This window comes from Ochrobactrum sp. MYb379 (assembly GCF_037479515.1).
Lineage (GTDB): Bacteria > Pseudomonadota > Alphaproteobacteria > Rhizobiales > Rhizobiaceae > Brucella.
In genome coordinates this window covers 1-15,088 of the sequence record NZ_JBBGYW010000028.1, presented here as the reverse complement: position 1 = coordinate 15,088, position 15,088 = coordinate 1, and the positions used below count along the sequence as shown (strand labels likewise).

The window sequence follows — 15,088 nt, the reverse complement described above, 5'->3', positions numbered from 1 at the left end:
CGGCTTCGCGTTTGAACTCTTCTGTAAATTCTCGCTGCTTCAATTCTAAGTCTCCTGTCAGTTTTGTCTAACAGAAGCCCTCCACTTTTGAAGGGGAAGTCCAGTCGAACAGTGCGCGGACCTGCTCAATCGAGCTTTCCTCCGCTGCCCCCGATACAGCATAGCCGGCATTGTTGACCAATAGGTCGATGCGGTCGAGTTCTGCATGTGCCAAGGCCACAGCGGCTGCAACGGAGGCAACCGAGGTCACATCGCAAGCGATCATACGTATGCCATCGCGGATCTCGCCGATTGCCGCCTTGCGGCTTGTGCCGATCACCAGGTAACCCGCCCGGCTGAGCGCCAATGCTGTTGCCTTGCCGATGCCGCTGGAAGCGCCGGTCACGAATGCAGTCTTCAGTGTTGCTGATGCAAAGGTCGTCATTGCATTCTTCTCGATCTAGGGCGTGGCGCCGTGCCCCGCAGCTTTGGGAGTTATCAGACATTAATGGTGGGCGGTCTTGCGGAAGCCGCACGTAAGTGCGGCTCCTTTGGCTCAAGTAGGGGAAGTCTCAGTAACGCGCGGATAGTCCGTATAGCCCGCAGCTCCTCCGCCGTAGATCGTCGCCGGATTGACTTCGGCGAGCGGTGCGCCGCTTTGTAGCCGTTCCACGAGATCCGGATTGGCAACGAATGGGCGTCCGAAGGCAATCAGATCTGCTTTGCGGTCGGCCAGATGCGACGTCGCTAGCCCAAGATCATAACCATTGTTGGCGATATAGGTCTTGCTGAAGCGGCTGCGAAGCGAGCCGTAATCAAAGGGTGCGACATCGCGCGGTCCACCGGTGGCACCTTCAACGACGTGAATGTAGGCGATGCCAAGTGCCTGAAGCTCATCGACGATATAGTCATACTGCGCTTGTGGATCACTGGACGAAATGCCGTTGGCGGGCGAGACCGGAGAAATCCGGATACCGGTACGCTCAGCACCGATTTCCTGCACAACCGCAGCGGTAACTTCGAGCATCAGGCGCGCGCGGTTTTCCACAGAGCCGCCATAGGCGTCTGTTCGAACATTGGCACCATCCTTTGCGAACTGCTCAAGCAGATAGCCATTAGCACCGTGGACCTCAACACCGTCGAAACCAGCCTTGATGGCATTGGCTGCCGCTTGCCGGAAATCGTCGATAATGCCCGGAAGCTCATTAAGCTCAAGAGCACGCGGCTCAGATACGTCAGCGAAACCATTATTCACGAACGTCTTGGTCCCGGCACGAATTGCTGATGGTGCAACCGGCGCTTCACCGCCAAGAAGATCGACGTGGCTGACGCGACCCACATGCCAGAGCTGGACGAAAATCCGGCCGCCACTGGCATGAACCGCATCGGTCACCTTCTGCCAGCCAGCAATTTGCTCCGGTGTGTAGAGCCCTGGCGTATCCTGATAGCCCTGTGCCTGCCTGGAGACTTGTGTCGCCTCGGTAATAATGAGTCCGGCGCTCGCGCGCTGGGCATAATATTGCGCAGCGTGCTCACTCGGCACGAGGCCAGCACCAGCGCGATTGCGCGTGAGGGGCGCCATGACGATCCGGTTAGATAACGTGATAGCACCGAGAGCGTAGGATTCAAAAAGCGGGTTATTGGTCATAGTTTTACCTCTGGTATTTCTTCTGCAGTTGCCTTGACTTGCTAACTAAATGCTCAGGCAAGCGTACGATACCGTTCGGCTGGAAGCGCGTTGACGAGGTTGCCGAGCATAGCTTTGCGCGCGCCGTCAAAAGCATCCCACTGTCCAGCATCGTGAAGCGGCGGGATTGTCACTGGTTCGCGACGATCAAATCCTACCAGGGCGGCATCCACAAGATCGCCCACTTCCATGACATTGCTCATGGCGTTTATGTCTGCGCCGACATGATCCCATATTTCGGTCCGTGTCGTGGCGGGAAGCACGGCCTGAATGTAGACACCTTTGGATCCAAGTTCATGTGCAAGCCCCTGTGACAGGAACAGGACAAAAGCCTTTGTTGCCCCGTAAACCGTCATACCAAACTCCGGTGCGAGGCCAACGACTGAACCGATATTGATGATTGCACCCTCACCAGCCTTAGCAAGACGTGGAGCAATGGCGCTGGCAAGTCGGACAAGTGCAGTAGCGTTGAGAGCAACGAGCTTGGTTATATCGTCGACACTCTGGTCTACGAAGCTTCCGCCGATCGCTGTTCCGGCATTGTTGACGAGAATGCCGATGCGCACATCATCACGTAGTCTGGTTTCAACTTTTGCAATATCGGCCAGCTGTGTGAGGTCGGCCTGAAGAATATCGATAGTCACGCCGCTTTCCTGGTGCAGACGGCTTGCAAGCGCCTCCATACGTGCCACGTCTCGGGCGACCAGCACGAGATTATGTCCGCGACGTGCGAACCGCTCCGCATATGTTGCGCCAATGCCAGTGGAGGCGCCCGTTATCAGGACTTCAGGAATTCGGCTCATCGGATTGCTCTTTTCTATTATTGATCGTATATTCATGACAACCATCATGATTGCTTTTAAATATGATGAGCATCATGTAAATGTCAATATCCGTTGCGGAGAATTTTAAAAATGAAGGTTAGTCGCGAACAAATGGCGCAGAACAGACGCCGGATTCTTGAAGTCGCAAGCCAGTTGTTCAAGGATAAAGGGTTTGATGCGGTGAGCGTCGCCGAAGTTATGAAGGCCGCCGGACTTACCCATGGGGGCTTCTATGGACACTTTAACTCGAAGGACGATCTGGTGGCGCAGACGCTGGGTCACGCGATTGCAGCAGATAGTTTCGGAGACGGCAAGTTCAGTGATTTCACTCGCTCCTATTTGACGCCTCGGCACCGTGATAATCCAGGTAACGGCTGCCCGACGGCAAGCTTGAGTGCTGCAATTCGCCACCAGACACCCGCGGCGAAGGCCGCTATGGCTGAAGGACTGCGCGCGCAGATTGTCCGTATTGAGGGGGCGCTTCAGGAGCAAGATGCAGCCAACAAGCGCCGTGCAGCGATAGGAAGCTGGGCAGCAATGGTGGGAGCAGTCATTCTGGCCAGAGCGGTCGATGATCCGGAATTATCAGACGAGGTTCTTGATCAGACGCGCGCTTGGATTGATGCTCACGTCGGCTAGGAGTATCAGAGAGAACGCATTTGGAGCGTCTGGTCTATGTCTGCTTCGAGGAAACGATCGAATTTCACATGAACGTCTGAAATGAGGGCGCAAAGCGGCAGACGCCTCTCATCCCTTTGCGGTCATTTGCGGCGTCCGGCTAAAAACGCCATAACTGCCAGAAACTGGATCGCCACCGCCAATATAAAAACGGCGGGATCGAAGATCGTCCGGGCCATTCCGAATAGTGCGGGAGCGAGAGCGTAGGCCGCTTGGCTGAGAGCCACGATCAGTGGCACCACGCGGGAGACATCGGCTTTGTCGAACTCCGCTTGGGCGATGAGAGGCGGGAGTGACGTGGCGTTGCCGATGCCGAGGCCGAAAAGCAGCACGCCGACAACCGTTGCAGCAGTATTTCCTCCACCCGTCGTCAAAAGCATCAGGGTGCCGATGATCTGAACGCCATAGCTGGCGGAGGCAATCAGACGGCGGTCCGCCGAAACCGGCATCAGCCAGCCGATGCCAGTGCGCCCGAGGATTGCCGCAACGGTAGCCCCTCCCATGAGCAGGCCCGCCGACCGTGATCCGAAAACCGGAACCATGATCGAGAACAGATGGGCCAGCAGCCCGATCTGCGCAAACAGCCCGGCTGCCATACCCGCTGCCAGCGTCAGGAATCGGCGGTCGCGCCAAAGCAAAGCACCTGCTGTGGGCGTAGCGAGCAGTGGAAACGTCGCCTCGCGGTCCGGCCGTGCTCCGTCCGGAAATTGCCCCAGAACGTCGGGAGATTTGGAAAATGCCAGAACGGACAAGGCGACCACAGTGGTGACCATGGAGATGCCAACGACGATGGCTGCATGTGCAAAGCCGATTGAAGCAATGAGCATAACCCACAGGGGGGAAAAGATCACGCCACCCACACTCGCCCCATTGTAGGCCATGGACAGTGCCGCCGGGCGGGCGCGGACAAACCAGGGGGCGATAATGGCATTCACCGCCGCGGCGCCCATTGCAACCCAGCCTGTTCCGCTCAAGAGAGCGGCGACAAACAGGTGCCACGGCTGGTCGGCTACAGACCAACCGACGACGCCGATGGCGAGAAGAACCGCGCCGATGGTGGTGATCGCAGCTACGCCAGCAAGCCGATACAGTCGGGGAAGGTTTGCCACGACGGCCGCGCCGACCAAAAAGTGCAGTGTTACGGCAGCCGAGACAAGCGCGACGGACCAACCCGTTCGCTGGACCACCATCTGCAGGTAGATCGGTGTTCCGTAAAAACCAACGCCCCAGCCAAAGACTGCCAGCACGAAGGTCGCAGCGACCACATGCCAGCCGAAAAAGGATGCAGTCGTGCAAGGTGGGAAAGACATCATAAACTGGGCTCCAATGGCGACGGATCCTTATGGCAGCTTCCCGGAAGAGATGCTTCGCTCGCGATCGAAGTGTTGGGGGGGCTTGGCGGCTATTGGCGCAGAGGCGACGTGCGCAGTCCCGGCGCGATGTCTGCTTTTTGGGAGGGGCGATAACGACCTCTATGACCGGCTTGGAGGCGTAAACGGTCCGACGGCTTGCGACCCTCAACCAATTTATAGCCGACGATGGCCAGTCTCTCCCTAACCGGACACTGATATCAGTAGTTACAAAGTTATGAGTGTGGATTGGGCGCTTGAGTCAGCTCGCCTCTTGACATGCAGGTATTTACCTGCATATTTATAATCTGGCAAAGATTCAGACCATGCACACTGACAAAGTTTTCAAAGCCCTGGGCGACCCGACACGCAGAAAGCTGCTCGACCTTCTGTGTGAGAAGAACGGGCAGACGCTAGGCGCGCTTTGCGAAACCCTAGACATGGCCAGGCAATCCGCGGCGCAGCACCTCGGGATATTGGAAGATGCTAATCTGGTGAGCACGGTCAGGCGTGGACGCGAAAAGCTGCATTTCATCAATCCGGTGCCGCTGCACGAAGTCTACGAGCGGTGGGTGCGGAAATTCGAACGCCAGAGGCTCATTCTGCTGCACGACCTGAAGAAAGAACTCGAAGGAGAATAGCAATGACCACAGAGACAACCAGCTTTGTTTACGTAACCTATATTCACACGACGCCGGAAAAGGTGTTCGAGGCTATAACGAAACCAGAAATCGCAAGGCGTTACTGGGGTCACGAGAATGTTTCCGACTGGAAGATCGGATCGAAGTGGGAACACATTCGTGCCAATGATGAACGCACCGTCGAACTTGTCGGCAAGATCATCGAGGTCTCTCCGCCGACCCGTCTGGTCATCTCCTGGGCCAATGCTTCGCAGGTTGCCGATCCGGCCAGCCACAGCCGCGTGACCTTCGAGATAATAGAGTACGACGAGATGGTCAGATTGACCGTCACCCATGACGACCTGATTGCAGGTAGCGGTATGGCGAACGGCATCAGCAAAGGTTGGCCGATTGTTCTCTCCAGCCTGAAATCTCTCCTCGAAACCGGCAAGAGTCTGGACGTCTTCGCCAAGCCAAAGGCGGTCTGACTTCAGGCGGCGTCAAATCTCACATCCAGAAAGAATAATCATGACCAAAGCCTACCGGCGGCCGCGCCTGTGGTGCGATCCGCTATGAAACGACCCGCGAACCGATCTTCGAGAACCACTGCCAATGCGGCGATTGCCAGAAAAGCAGCGGCACTGGGCATGGATCCTATCTGACGTTCCCGCAGCGCGCCGAAGTGACAATCATGGGTGAGGCCAAAAGCTGGCCGGTCGCGGGCGACAGTGGAAATGAAAAGATACACGCCTTCTGCCCGACCTGCGGAACTCCAGTTTACCTAACATTTGCCGCGATGCCGGAACTGATAGCGGTCCACGCTTCCAGTCTTGACGATCCAGGCAGGTTCAATCCGCAGGTAGTCACATATAGTGTGGGCGGCCATAGGTGGAACAAGATGGATCCCTCCCTGCAGGCATTCGAGCGAATGCCGGCCGCATAATTTTTGCTGGAGCAGTCCGAATTCGCGAATGTTTTAACGGGTCCACTAAGGGTTCGATCAGGACATCTAGTCATTAAAATGAATGACCGCTTTCTTGTGCGGCCTTCCTAAAGACGCCAGTTCAATTTCCACCTCATCATGGTCGTTAGCAGTATGAAAAGCGAAACGACCGCTTTCAGCAAACTTTTCGGTACCCCTAACGTCCAACATTACGCGCAATGCCGTCCGGCAGCTTCCGACCCTTAAGTCAGCCCTTGGCTGTCGAAATACGAAATACTGAAAGCGGTCTCTGTCAGATCACGCCAGTACGGTTTCCACGCTGTTGGAAATATTCCTTGACGGCGATGGCGATGGGGCCCGATCCAGCGCAATGAGGAGACATCTGCTTACTCGGCATGGCCATCCGGGAGCCGCTTGAACGGGGCATACGCTAAAGCATTGATGCGATAGGCATCAACCCTGTCACCTTGCGGCGTAACATATAATCGGATAGTGAATAGCTACCCAAATTCGAATTGTGGAGTCATCAGATGGAAAATTCGAAGTCAGCAGACAAGTAAGCCGCAACAACCAGTATTGTTGTTGCGGCGCTCTGTAAGACCAATCCCATCTGATTGCTCACGAGCAGACGCCGCCCGGTATTCCTTAATCGAGCGGTTGATTTATCATGACCACCACACGCCCTGCGTGGGCCTATACGCTGCCGGCAGCCCTAGTGCTGATGGCTCCCTTCGACATTCTCGCTTCATTGGCGATGGATATTTACCTCCCTGTCGTTCCAGCGATGCCTGACATCCTGAACACGACGTCCTCCACGATCCAACTCACCTTGAGCCTCTACATGGTGATGCTCGGGGTGGGCCAGGTGATCTTTGGCCCGCTCTCAGATCGCATCGGACGGCGGCCAATCCTGCTTGCGGGCGCAACGGCTTTTGTCATAGCGTCTGTGGGAGCTGCTGGGTCTTCAACTGCATTAGCCTTTGTGGCTTTCCGACTGCTTCAAGCAGTTGGCGCGTCGGCCATGCTGGTGGCGACCTTCGCGACGGTTCGCGACGTTTATGCCAATCGTCCCGAAGGTGTTATCATCTACGGCCTTTTCAGTTCGATGCTGGCGTTTGTGCCTGCGCTCGGCCCTATCGCCGGAGCGTTGATCGGTGAGTTCTTGGGATGGCGGGCGATATTCATCACCCTGTCTGCACTGGCATTGCTTGCTCTGCTGAATGCCGGGTTCAGGTGGCACGAAACCCGTTTTATGGATCAAGCGAAGACACGACGATCCGTTTTGCCGATTTTCGCGAGCCCAGCCTTTTGGGTCTATACGGTTGGCTTTAGCGCCGGCATGGGCACCTTCTTTGTGTTCTTCTCGACCGCCCCCCGCGTCCTCATAGGTCAAGCTGGCTATTCCGAGATCGGATTCAGCTTTGCCTTCGCAACCGTCGCGCTCGTCATGATCGTGACAACTCGTTTCGCGAAGTCCTTTGTCGCCAGATGTGGCATCATGGGGTGCGTGGCGCGAGGAATGGCGTTGCTCGTTTGCGGCGCGGTTCTATTGGTAGTCGGCGAACTCTTCGGCTCGCCGTCGTTCCTCAGCATTATCGTGCCAATGTGGGTTATGGCAGTCGGTATTGTCTTAACAGTGTCCGTTACCGCCAACGGCGCACTTGCGCAGTTCGACGACATCGCAGGATCGGCGGTTGCGTTCTACTTCTGCATCCAAAGTCTGATAGTCAGCATCGTCGGGACATTTGCGGTGACGCTACTAAACGGAGACACAGCGTGGCCGGTGATCTGTTACTCAACAATGATGGCGGTGCTGGTGTCGTTAGGGCTGGCGCTCCTCCGGTCCCGTGAGTCTGCCGTCGACAGGTCGCCAATAATCTGACCGACAAAAAGCAGTATGCCCTTTATGGCGGCGCACTAGGCATCAGTGCCTCGTGAATGGCGGTATCCTGTCCCGCAGGATACCGCTCATGTCTCTTTTCCAATTCTTTGCCTATGCTACTGTTCAGAGCGGTCTGCTTTGCCGATCTCATTACCGAAAGCTGCCAGTCTGTTTCCACCCCATCATGGTGGTTTGCAGCAAAAAAAGCAGAATGACCGTTTTGGAGTGCGTGTTAATTGTACCGTAATGTCTGCAATTGCACGCTTAACAGTCCGGCAGCTTTCGACCTTGATGGTCGCCGTTCCCTAGGCTACGAGTTACAACCGAAGCCTGCCGTTCGTCCAGGAAGACCGACGGTACAGCTTGGACTGTGAGCAATTGGTCTGCACAAAGCTGCTTCCCCACCGACAAGATCATTTTTTGCGATCCGGTAAACGATTTCTCTAAGCCAGAGCATGACATTGTATTTCTCTACCCACGGTGCCGCAGCGCATCCACAATGATCTTGAACGCAGGAAGGTTCTGGCGGCGGCTGGGATAATAGAGGAAATAGCCATCGAAAAACGGCGACCAGTCGTCGAGAACCAGGACCAGTTCGCCCGAAGCGATCTGCCGCTCCACGATGTTCTCCGGCACATAGGCGATGCCATAACCATTCAACGCGGCGTCGATCATGGCGTAGGAGTTATTGAAGGTGAGCTGACCGTCGACCCGAACCCGCAACTCCTCACCGTCTTTTGCAAACTCCCACGCATAGAGACCGCCTGCGGTCTCGTGGCGCATGTTGATGCAGATGTGCCGGACGAGATCCTTCGGGTGTTCTGGCACGCCATGCGCGTCGAGATAATCCGGCGATGCCAACGCAACCAGCCGCCAGTCCGGTCCGATGCGGACCGCAATCATGTCCTTCTCAATGCTTTCACCCAAGCGCACGCCAGCATCGAAGCCTTCTTCGACGATATTGCGGAAGGTGCTGTCCAGCAGCAATTCGACACTGATGTCGGGATAGTCTTTAAGCACTGGCTTCAGCTTCGGCCAGACGACACTTTCTAGCGCATGGTCGGACAGAGTTAGTTTTATCGAGCCCGACGGCTTGTCGCGAAACTCCATCAACGCCCCGATCTCCTCCTCGATCTCTGCCATGCGCGGCGTGATCGTTCGAAGCAGGCGCTCGCCCGCAACAGTCGTTGCGACATTGCGCGTCGTGCGGGTCAGAAGGCGGATGCCCATCCGCGCTTCGAGCTGCTTGATTGTATGACTGAGCGTAGATTGCGCCACGCCGATCCGTGCAGCTGCCTTCGTGAAGCTCCGCTCCTCGGCCACGATCCGAAACCAGGTCAGGTGGTTGAAATCGGTTTGCTCCATGTGTCCCACCTGCTCCATCCATGAAAACATTAATCGACCACGTCGATTGGTTCATGCGGATTTTAGCGGGTAATCGCTTGATCGCAAAGCCGATAAGTTACAGGTCAGCAAAAGTTTCAGGAGAAAGCGGATATCATGGATGCCGCCACAGCAGATGTAAGTAGCAAGCCCGTTGCCGCCTGGGGCGCCGTTCTTTCGATGGCGCTCTGCGTGGCGATGCTGATCGCATCAGAGTTCATGCCAGTCAGCCTGTTGACGCCGATGGCCGAAGGGCTGCACGCGACCGAAGGACAGACAGGTCAGGCAATCTCGATCAGCGGGCTATTTGCCGTCATAGCCAGCATGCTTGTCACCACCGCCGCCGGAAAGCTGAACCGGAAATGGGTGCTGATCGCGCTGACGGGTTTCATGCTGCTGTCGCTGGTTCTGGTCGCCGCCGCGCCGAATTTCACAGTCCTGATGATCGGCCGTGCTTTGCTCGGCATCTGCATCGGCGGCTTCTGGGCGCTGGCGACCGCCGTTATCATGCGTCTGGTTCCGGCTGAGGACGTGCCACGCGCGCTCGCGCTGATGTATGGCGGCCAAGCAATCGCCGCAGCCTTCGCGGCCCCTGTCGGCAGCTATCTCGGCAGCCTGTTCGGCTGGCGCGAGGTCTTCTGGGCGCTGACGCCGATCGTCGCCGTCAACCTCGTCTGGCATGTGATCGCGCTGCCGTCCCTGCCTGCCGGCGAGAAGCAGAACTTCCGTGCCATGTTCGGCCTGCTGAAGCGCCCATATTTCCTGCGCGGCCTCGTGGCCTGCATGCTTTCCTGGGGTTCGGCCTTCACCATGTTCACCTATCTGCGGCCGTTTCTGGAGCAGGTGACGGGCGTGGATGTGACCATGCTTTCGGTGCTCCTGCTGCTTCTGGGCTGTGCGGGTTTCATCGGCACATGGGCCGCGGGCCGGTTCATCAAGGGCAATGTCGCCTCCCTCCTGAGGTTGCCGGCGCTGGTCATGGGCGGTGCGACTGTCGGGCTTTTGATCCTGGGCTTCTCGGTCGCAGCCGTGGGCCTTTTCATGGCGATCTGGGGCGCGATGAACACCATGTTTTCCGTCATCTGGATGACATGGATGTCGCAGAACGCCGACGACGCGCCTGAGGCTGCCGGCAGCCTGATGGTCGCGGCGATCCAGACCTCGATCCTGCTCGGTGCGGTGGTGGGCGGTTTCCTGCTGGATGGCATCTCCATCCAGGGCACATTTATCGGCAGCGTGGTTCTGGCCGTTCTAGCGGTCATGCTGATCGGCAATGGCCAGCGCCTGTTGAAGCCGAAAGAGGCTTGACATGACAGTGGCTATTCAAATTTCCCGGCGTTCGCTGCTGGCCACCGGTGCGGCAAGCCTCGCCATCCCCACACTGATTACCGCGCTGACGGGCAAGGCCGGGGCGCAGGATGGAGCCACCATGCGCCTCAGATTTACCTTCGCCGACCAGGACTTCACGACAACGCTGGAGGACACGGCGTCCGCCCGCGAGTTGTTCGCCATGTTGCCGCTCGACCTGAAGATCAGCGATTACAGAGACAATGAGAAGATCACCTATCTGCCGCGCAAGCTGAGCGGCGACGGCAGCGCCCGCATCAACAACGAGTCAGTCGGCGACCTTTGCTACTACGCACCCTGGGGCAACCTCGTGATGTACTACGCCCCTTATCGATGGTCGCGCGGCCTGATCCGCCTCGGTCGTCTGGATGGCGGCATCGCGCCCCTCATGGTGCGAGGCGAATTCCCGCTACGCGCTGAGGCACTGTCCTGATCCTCAGTGCTGCGTACCCCACTGCCAATTTTGCCCTCATTGATCGAGGGCTTCCCATAAACACCAAGGAGAATCTGACATGAAACAGCAAAGCACTCCCCGAAACACAACCGAACAGGACGCACCCGACATGGGCCGCCGCGATCTCCTCAAACTTGCTGGCGTGGGTGTCGCGGCCCTCGGCGCAGCGTCGTTCCTCAGCACTCCAGAAGCAAAGGCGCAGACGATGTCACAGGACTGGGACAAGGTTTTCCCGAAAAGCGAAAAAGTCGATCACCAGAAGGTCACGTTCAAGAACCGTTACGGCATCACGCTCGCGGGCGATCTCTACCTGCCGAAGGACCGGGCGAACAACCGCCTGCCAGCCATCGTCGTCAGCGGCCCGTTCGGCGCCGTCAAGGAACAATCGTCCGGTCTTTACGCGCAGACCATGGCCGAACGCGGCTTCGTCACGCTGGCGTTCGATCCATCCTATACCGGCGAAAGCGGCGGTGAGCCGCGCAATGTCGCATCCCCCGACATCAGCACCGAGGATTTCATGGCCGGGGTGGACTATCTCGGCCTGCACGATGCCATCGACCGCGAGCGTATCGGCGTGATCGGCATCTGCGGCTGGGGCGGCATGGCGTTGAGCGCCGTCGCCGTCGACAAGCGCGTCAAAGCCGTGGTCGCCAGTACCATGTATGACATGACCCGCGTCATGTCGAAGGGCTACAACGACAGCGTGACTTTGGAGCAACGCGCCAAGACGCTGGAGCAGTTGAGCCGTCAGCGTTGGGCAGATGCCGAAGCCGGTGCGCCGGCCTATCAGGCAGCGTATAATGCCAATGTCGCGTCGGACTCGCCTCAGTTTATGATCGACTATCACGACTACTACAGCACGCCGCGCGGCTACCATAAACATGCGGTCAATTCCGGCAACGCCTGGACGCAGACCACTCCCCTGCCGTTCATGAACCTGCCGATCCTGACCTACATCGCCGAGATCTCCCCGCGGCCGATCCTGTTCATCCACGGTGAAAAGGCCCATTCGCGCTACTTCAGCGAAACCGCCTTCGCGGCGGCGGCGGAGCCGAAGGAACTGATGATCATCCCGGGCGCCAGCCATGTCGATCTCTACGACAAGGTCGACCTGATCCCGTTCGACAGGCTGACCAGCTTCTTCAATCAGCACCTCGCCGCTTAAGCTGCGTTGGCGCCTACACCCATGGTGCGGGCGCCGTAATTGGTTGGGAAACATCTGTGGCAGTTTTCTCAAAAGGCAGCATATCTATTGCGAATTCCAAGAGCCGTCGGATGGATCACCCCCTTCACAGGCATTATAAGACGCATGTAGAATGTCCGCTGTTGTGTGTGCCCCGCGAAAATTCCAATGACCGGAATTGCGCGCTAAACTCGCAGCACTCATGCCACTTCCTGAAAGCAGCCGCTGACGATGGAAGCGCGTAATCTCCATTATGGGACTGAGCGGGGGACCATGCGCGGATAGTCGGTGTATCCGGTCGGACCCTCGCCGTAAAACGTCTCTTTGTTTTGGTCATTGAAGGGCAGACCCAGCTTTAAGCGTTCGGTGAGATCAGGCGTAGCGATATAGTCACGACCGAAGGCCATGGCATCGGCAAGGCCCGCCTCAATGAAGCGCTCTCCGTCCTCTTTGCTCATCAGCTCGTTGGCGATGACAGGCCCGCCAAACCGACGCTTGATTTCACCTAAAAGGCTGTCGTGGCCTTCGATTTCCCGCACGAAAATAAAGGCGATTTCACGCTTTTTCAGCTCGTCAGCGACATAGCCAAAAATGGCATTAGGATTGCTGTCGCCCATGTCGTGTTCTTCACCGCGTGGCCGAAGATGGACGCCGACCCGGTCCGCGCCCCAAACCTCGACAACAGCATCGAGAATTTCAAGCAGAAATCGGGCGCGGTTCTCCACCGATCCACCATAGCGATCAGTGCGGTGATTAGTTTTGTCCTGCAAAAATTGATCGATCAGATAGCCATTTGCGGCATGTAGCTCGACGCCATCGAAGCCCGCTCGCATGGAGTTCTCAGCACCGCGCCGGAAGTCGGCCACTATGCCAGGAATTTCTTCTGTCTTAAGAGCGCGTGGCACCGGATGGGGGCGCTTAGGTCGGAGCGTTGACACATGCCCTGCTGCGGCAATCGCACTCGGCGCAACTGGCAATTGGCCCTCGAGCAATTCTGGATCGGAAATGCGGCCTACGTGCCAGAGTTGCGAAAAGATGCGGCCACCAGCTTCATGCACGGCTGCGGTGACGAGCCTCCATCCTTCTATCTGTGCATCATTCCATATGCCGGGCGTTCCCCAATAGCCAACACCTTGCGGCGAGATGGATGTGGCCTCGCTCAAGATCAGGCCCGCGCCTGCCCGTTGCTGGTAATACTCCGCCATCATTGCATTGGGGACACGCTCCACGCCTGCCCGCCTCCGCGTAAGGGGAGCCATGATGATGCGGTTCGGCAGCTCCAAACGGCCAATTTTCAGCGGGTCGAACAGGCTAGACATGCAATTTCTTTCGTTGTTGTGGGTTTAAGGACAATAGACGACTAGAGCTAAAAAGGCTATTAGGCACCCTTAGGGGACATAGTACCCAAAAGGTGACCATAAATGCCCACCATTGTCGGCGATAAACTCGTTTTCGAAGAAACCTGTCTGCCCCGTCGCGTCATGGACCTGTTTGCAGGGAAGTGGACCAGTTTGATTTTGCATGCCCTCAACCATTGGCCGGGCGGCAAATGCCGCACTGGCGATCTGCAGCGGGCCTTGCCCGGAATTTCTAAGAAAATGTTGATCCAGACGTTGCGGGAAGTCGAGCTGCGGGGCCTTGTGCATCGACGCGTTTACAACGTCGTTCCGCCCAAGGTGGAATATGAACTAACACCCCTTGGCCATACCTTCGCACAGCCGATTGAAATGCTCTATCAGTGGGGCGAAGCGAACAAGTCTGCCCTCAATCTGATGGAGCAGCACGCTAAAAAAACGGCAGCAGCCCAGGATATGCAAACCGACTAAATTATCATATCCGCCAGTGCGTAAATCAAGATCTACGCATCAGTTTTCTGGCCCTGCTACAGCGATAGCTTGCACAGTGTAAAAGTCAGCTGTGCATCGAAACGCGAGTTTTGTCTGTTAAAGCGAAACGGGAATAGGTAGTGACGCCCGCTTTCGATACTTCACGGCCAAAAGCCGACGGGCTGAAAACCACCCCATCATGGTCGTTAGCAGCAAAAAAGCGGAATGACCGCTTTGGAGTGCATGTGAATGGTACGGTAATGGCTGAAATTGCGCGCTAAGCGGACCGACAATGATCGTGCCTGAAAAAGAAATTGCCAGGACCCAGCGAAGCTTTTCTCTAACGCAGATCCGATCACAAAAACCGGATAGCAAGATACCCGCACCAGCGCGCATATGTGCGGCGCAGTGCGCCACGCACGCACTTCGCGACGTCGGATTAAACAGACTATCAGCCTGCCCCGAACTTTCTGGCCATATCGCTTAGTCTTGCCAGTACTTCGTTGAACCGCCCTTCGGCTTCAGCGTGTCGCTGGAATGCCACGCGAGAAACAAGTATTTGGGGGTGCGGACATGCTCCCACTATCCGGAAGCGGCCTTTTTTAAGCAATTGGCTTTTGGCTTAAATAGTCGTTGAGCTAAAGTAAGTGCTCTTAAATAACGGTCGACAACATTATGGCGCGTACACGCAAAAGGTTCGTAGCAGTATACTTCCCGTCTTCAATGACGGACCCCCCTGCCGATCGCATTCGCCCTTTGGCCCGTCGCCGACAACACGGTCTCTCACGAACAACCCATCAAGATCATTATCGCTATAGACGCTGATATGTCGTAAGCGGTGTCTCACTCACACCGGGCCGGTATAATTCCATGGTAATAGTTGGTCGATTTGGCTCTGCTTATGGCCATTGACGATTGCGGTGAGGGTAGCGG

Annotated in this window: 14 protein-coding genes and 1 pseudogene; 9 read left to right on the top strand and 6 right to left on the bottom strand. The window is 56.8% G+C overall.

Annotated elements, in window-relative coordinates; translation table 11 throughout:
• Positions 1–103 precede the first annotated feature (103 nt).
• From WH356_RS23675 to WH356_RS23665, 3 genes and pseudogenes are all read right to left on the bottom strand, one after another.
• Positions 104–424, bottom strand: a pseudogene (locus WH356_RS23675) (SDR family NAD(P)-dependent oxidoreductase); the annotation flags it as partial.
• Between the two features lie 111 nt (positions 425–535).
• Positions 536–1,627, bottom strand: a complete 1,092-nt coding sequence (locus WH356_RS23670) for an alkene reductase (RefSeq protein WP_339515300.1) — start codon at positions 1,625–1,627, stop codon at positions 536–538.
• A 53-nt stretch (positions 1,628–1,680) separates the two neighbouring features.
• Positions 1,681–2,469, bottom strand: coding sequence for an SDR family NAD(P)-dependent oxidoreductase (locus WH356_RS23665; RefSeq protein WP_339515298.1), 789 nt, complete (start codon positions 2,467–2,469; stop codon positions 1,681–1,683).
• A 111-nt stretch (positions 2,470–2,580) separates the two neighbouring features.
• Between WH356_RS23665 and WH356_RS23660 the strand changes: the two genes are divergently transcribed.
• Positions 2,581–3,129, top strand: a complete 549-nt coding sequence (locus WH356_RS23660; protein ID WP_339515296.1) for a TetR/AcrR family transcriptional regulator — start codon at positions 2,581–2,583, stop codon at positions 3,127–3,129.
• A 122-nt stretch (positions 3,130–3,251) separates the two neighbouring features.
• Here the strand turns inward: WH356_RS23660 and WH356_RS23655 are convergent, their stop codons facing one another.
• Complete coding sequence (locus WH356_RS23655; protein WP_339515294.1) at positions 3,252–4,481, bottom strand: MFS transporter; 1,230 nt, start codon at positions 4,479–4,481, stop codon at positions 3,252–3,254.
• A 362-nt stretch (positions 4,482–4,843) separates the two neighbouring features.
• On the opposite strand from WH356_RS23655, the gene WH356_RS23650 reads away from it, so the two are divergent.
• The 4 genes from WH356_RS23650 (at position 4,844) to floR (ending at position 7,962) form a co-directional block, all read left to right on the top strand.
• Positions 4,844–5,158 (top strand): ArsR/SmtB family transcription factor, encoded by a 315-nt coding sequence (locus tag WH356_RS23650; protein WP_339515292.1) that lies wholly within the window; start codon positions 4,844–4,846, stop codon positions 5,156–5,158.
• Between the two features lie 2 nt (positions 5,159–5,160).
• The gene (locus tag WH356_RS23645) at positions 5,161–5,625 is read left to right on the top strand and encodes an SRPBCC family protein (protein ID WP_339515290.1); all 465 of its coding nucleotides are present in this window, start codon (positions 5,161–5,163) and stop codon (positions 5,623–5,625) included.
• Between the two features lie 77 nt (positions 5,626–5,702).
• A complete protein-coding gene (locus WH356_RS23640; protein WP_339515302.1) occupies positions 5,703–6,080 on the top strand; it encodes a GFA family protein in 378 nt (125 codons plus the stop codon).
• Positions 6,081–6,747: 667 nt separating this feature from the next.
• A complete protein-coding gene (floR, locus tag WH356_RS23635) occupies positions 6,748–7,962 on the top strand; it encodes a chloramphenicol/florfenicol efflux MFS transporter FloR (protein WP_339515288.1) in 1,215 nt (404 codons plus the stop codon).
• A 471-nt stretch (positions 7,963–8,433) separates the two neighbouring features.
• On the opposite strand, the gene WH356_RS23630 is transcribed toward floR, so the two are convergent.
• Positions 8,434–9,327: a LysR family transcriptional regulator gene (locus WH356_RS23630; RefSeq protein WP_339515286.1), complete on the bottom strand. Its 894-nt coding sequence runs from the start codon at positions 9,325–9,327 to the stop codon at positions 8,434–8,436.
• A gap of 135 nt (positions 9,328–9,462) precedes the next feature.
• Between WH356_RS23630 and WH356_RS23625 the strand changes: the two genes are divergently transcribed.
• The 3 genes from WH356_RS23625 (at position 9,463) to WH356_RS23615 (ending at position 12,311) form a co-directional block, all read left to right on the top strand.
• Entirely contained in the window at positions 9,463–10,653 is a 1,191-nt protein-coding gene (locus tag WH356_RS23625) for an MFS transporter (RefSeq protein ID WP_339515284.1), read from the top strand.
• A 1-nt stretch (position 10,654) separates the two neighbouring features.
• Positions 10,655–11,125 (top strand): cyclophilin-like fold protein, encoded by a 471-nt coding sequence (locus WH356_RS23620; protein ID WP_339515282.1) that lies wholly within the window; start codon positions 10,655–10,657, stop codon positions 11,123–11,125.
• Positions 11,126–11,204: 79 nt separating this feature from the next.
• A complete protein-coding gene (locus WH356_RS23615; protein ID WP_339515280.1) occupies positions 11,205–12,311 on the top strand; it encodes an alpha/beta hydrolase in 1,107 nt (368 codons plus the stop codon).
• Positions 12,312–12,580: 269 nt separating this feature from the next.
• On the opposite strand, the gene WH356_RS23610 is transcribed toward WH356_RS23615, so the two are convergent.
• Complete coding sequence (locus WH356_RS23610; protein ID WP_339515278.1) at positions 12,581–13,648, bottom strand: alkene reductase; 1,068 nt, start codon at positions 13,646–13,648, stop codon at positions 12,581–12,583.
• 102 nt (positions 13,649–13,750) lie between these two features.
• Between WH356_RS23610 and WH356_RS23605 the strand changes: the two genes are divergently transcribed.
• Positions 13,751–14,155 (top strand): winged helix-turn-helix transcriptional regulator, encoded by a 405-nt coding sequence (locus tag WH356_RS23605; RefSeq protein ID WP_339515276.1) that lies wholly within the window; start codon positions 13,751–13,753, stop codon positions 14,153–14,155.
• Positions 14,156–15,088 lie beyond the last annotated feature (933 nt).

Coding starts and splice junctions, on each gene's coding strand:
- WH356_RS23610 (WP_339515278.1), bottom strand. CDS start 13,648: ATGTCTAGCCTGTTCGACCCGCTGAAAATTGGCCGTTTGGAGCTGCCG.
- WH356_RS23645 (WP_339515290.1), top strand. CDS start 5,161: ATGACCACAGAGACAACCAGCTTTGTTTACGTAACCTATATTCACACG.
- WH356_RS23650 (WP_339515292.1), top strand. CDS start 4,844: ATGCACACTGACAAAGTTTTCAAAGCCCTGGGCGACCCGACACGCAGA.
- WH356_RS23630 (WP_339515286.1), bottom strand. CDS start 9,327: ATGGAGCAAACCGATTTCAACCACCTGACCTGGTTTCGGATCGTGGCC.
- WH356_RS23655 (WP_339515294.1), bottom strand. CDS start 4,481: ATGATGTCTTTCCCACCTTGCACGACTGCATCCTTTTTCGGCTGGCAT.
- WH356_RS23625 (WP_339515284.1), top strand. CDS start 9,463: ATGGATGCCGCCACAGCAGATGTAAGTAGCAAGCCCGTTGCCGCCTGG.
- WH356_RS23620 (WP_339515282.1), top strand. CDS start 10,655: ATGACAGTGGCTATTCAAATTTCCCGGCGTTCGCTGCTGGCCACCGGT.
- WH356_RS23605 (WP_339515276.1), top strand. CDS start 13,751: ATGCCCACCATTGTCGGCGATAAACTCGTTTTCGAAGAAACCTGTCTG.
- WH356_RS23615 (WP_339515280.1), top strand. CDS start 11,205: ATGAAACAGCAAAGCACTCCCCGAAACACAACCGAACAGGACGCACCC.
- WH356_RS23670 (WP_339515300.1), bottom strand. CDS start 1,627: ATGACCAATAACCCGCTTTTTGAATCCTACGCTCTCGGTGCTATCACG.
- floR (WP_339515288.1), top strand. CDS start 6,748: ATGACCACCACACGCCCTGCGTGGGCCTATACGCTGCCGGCAGCCCTA.
- WH356_RS23665 (WP_339515298.1), bottom strand. CDS start 2,469: ATGAGCCGAATTCCTGAAGTCCTGATAACGGGCGCCTCCACTGGCATT.
- WH356_RS23660 (WP_339515296.1), top strand. CDS start 2,581: ATGAAGGTTAGTCGCGAACAAATGGCGCAGAACAGACGCCGGATTCTT.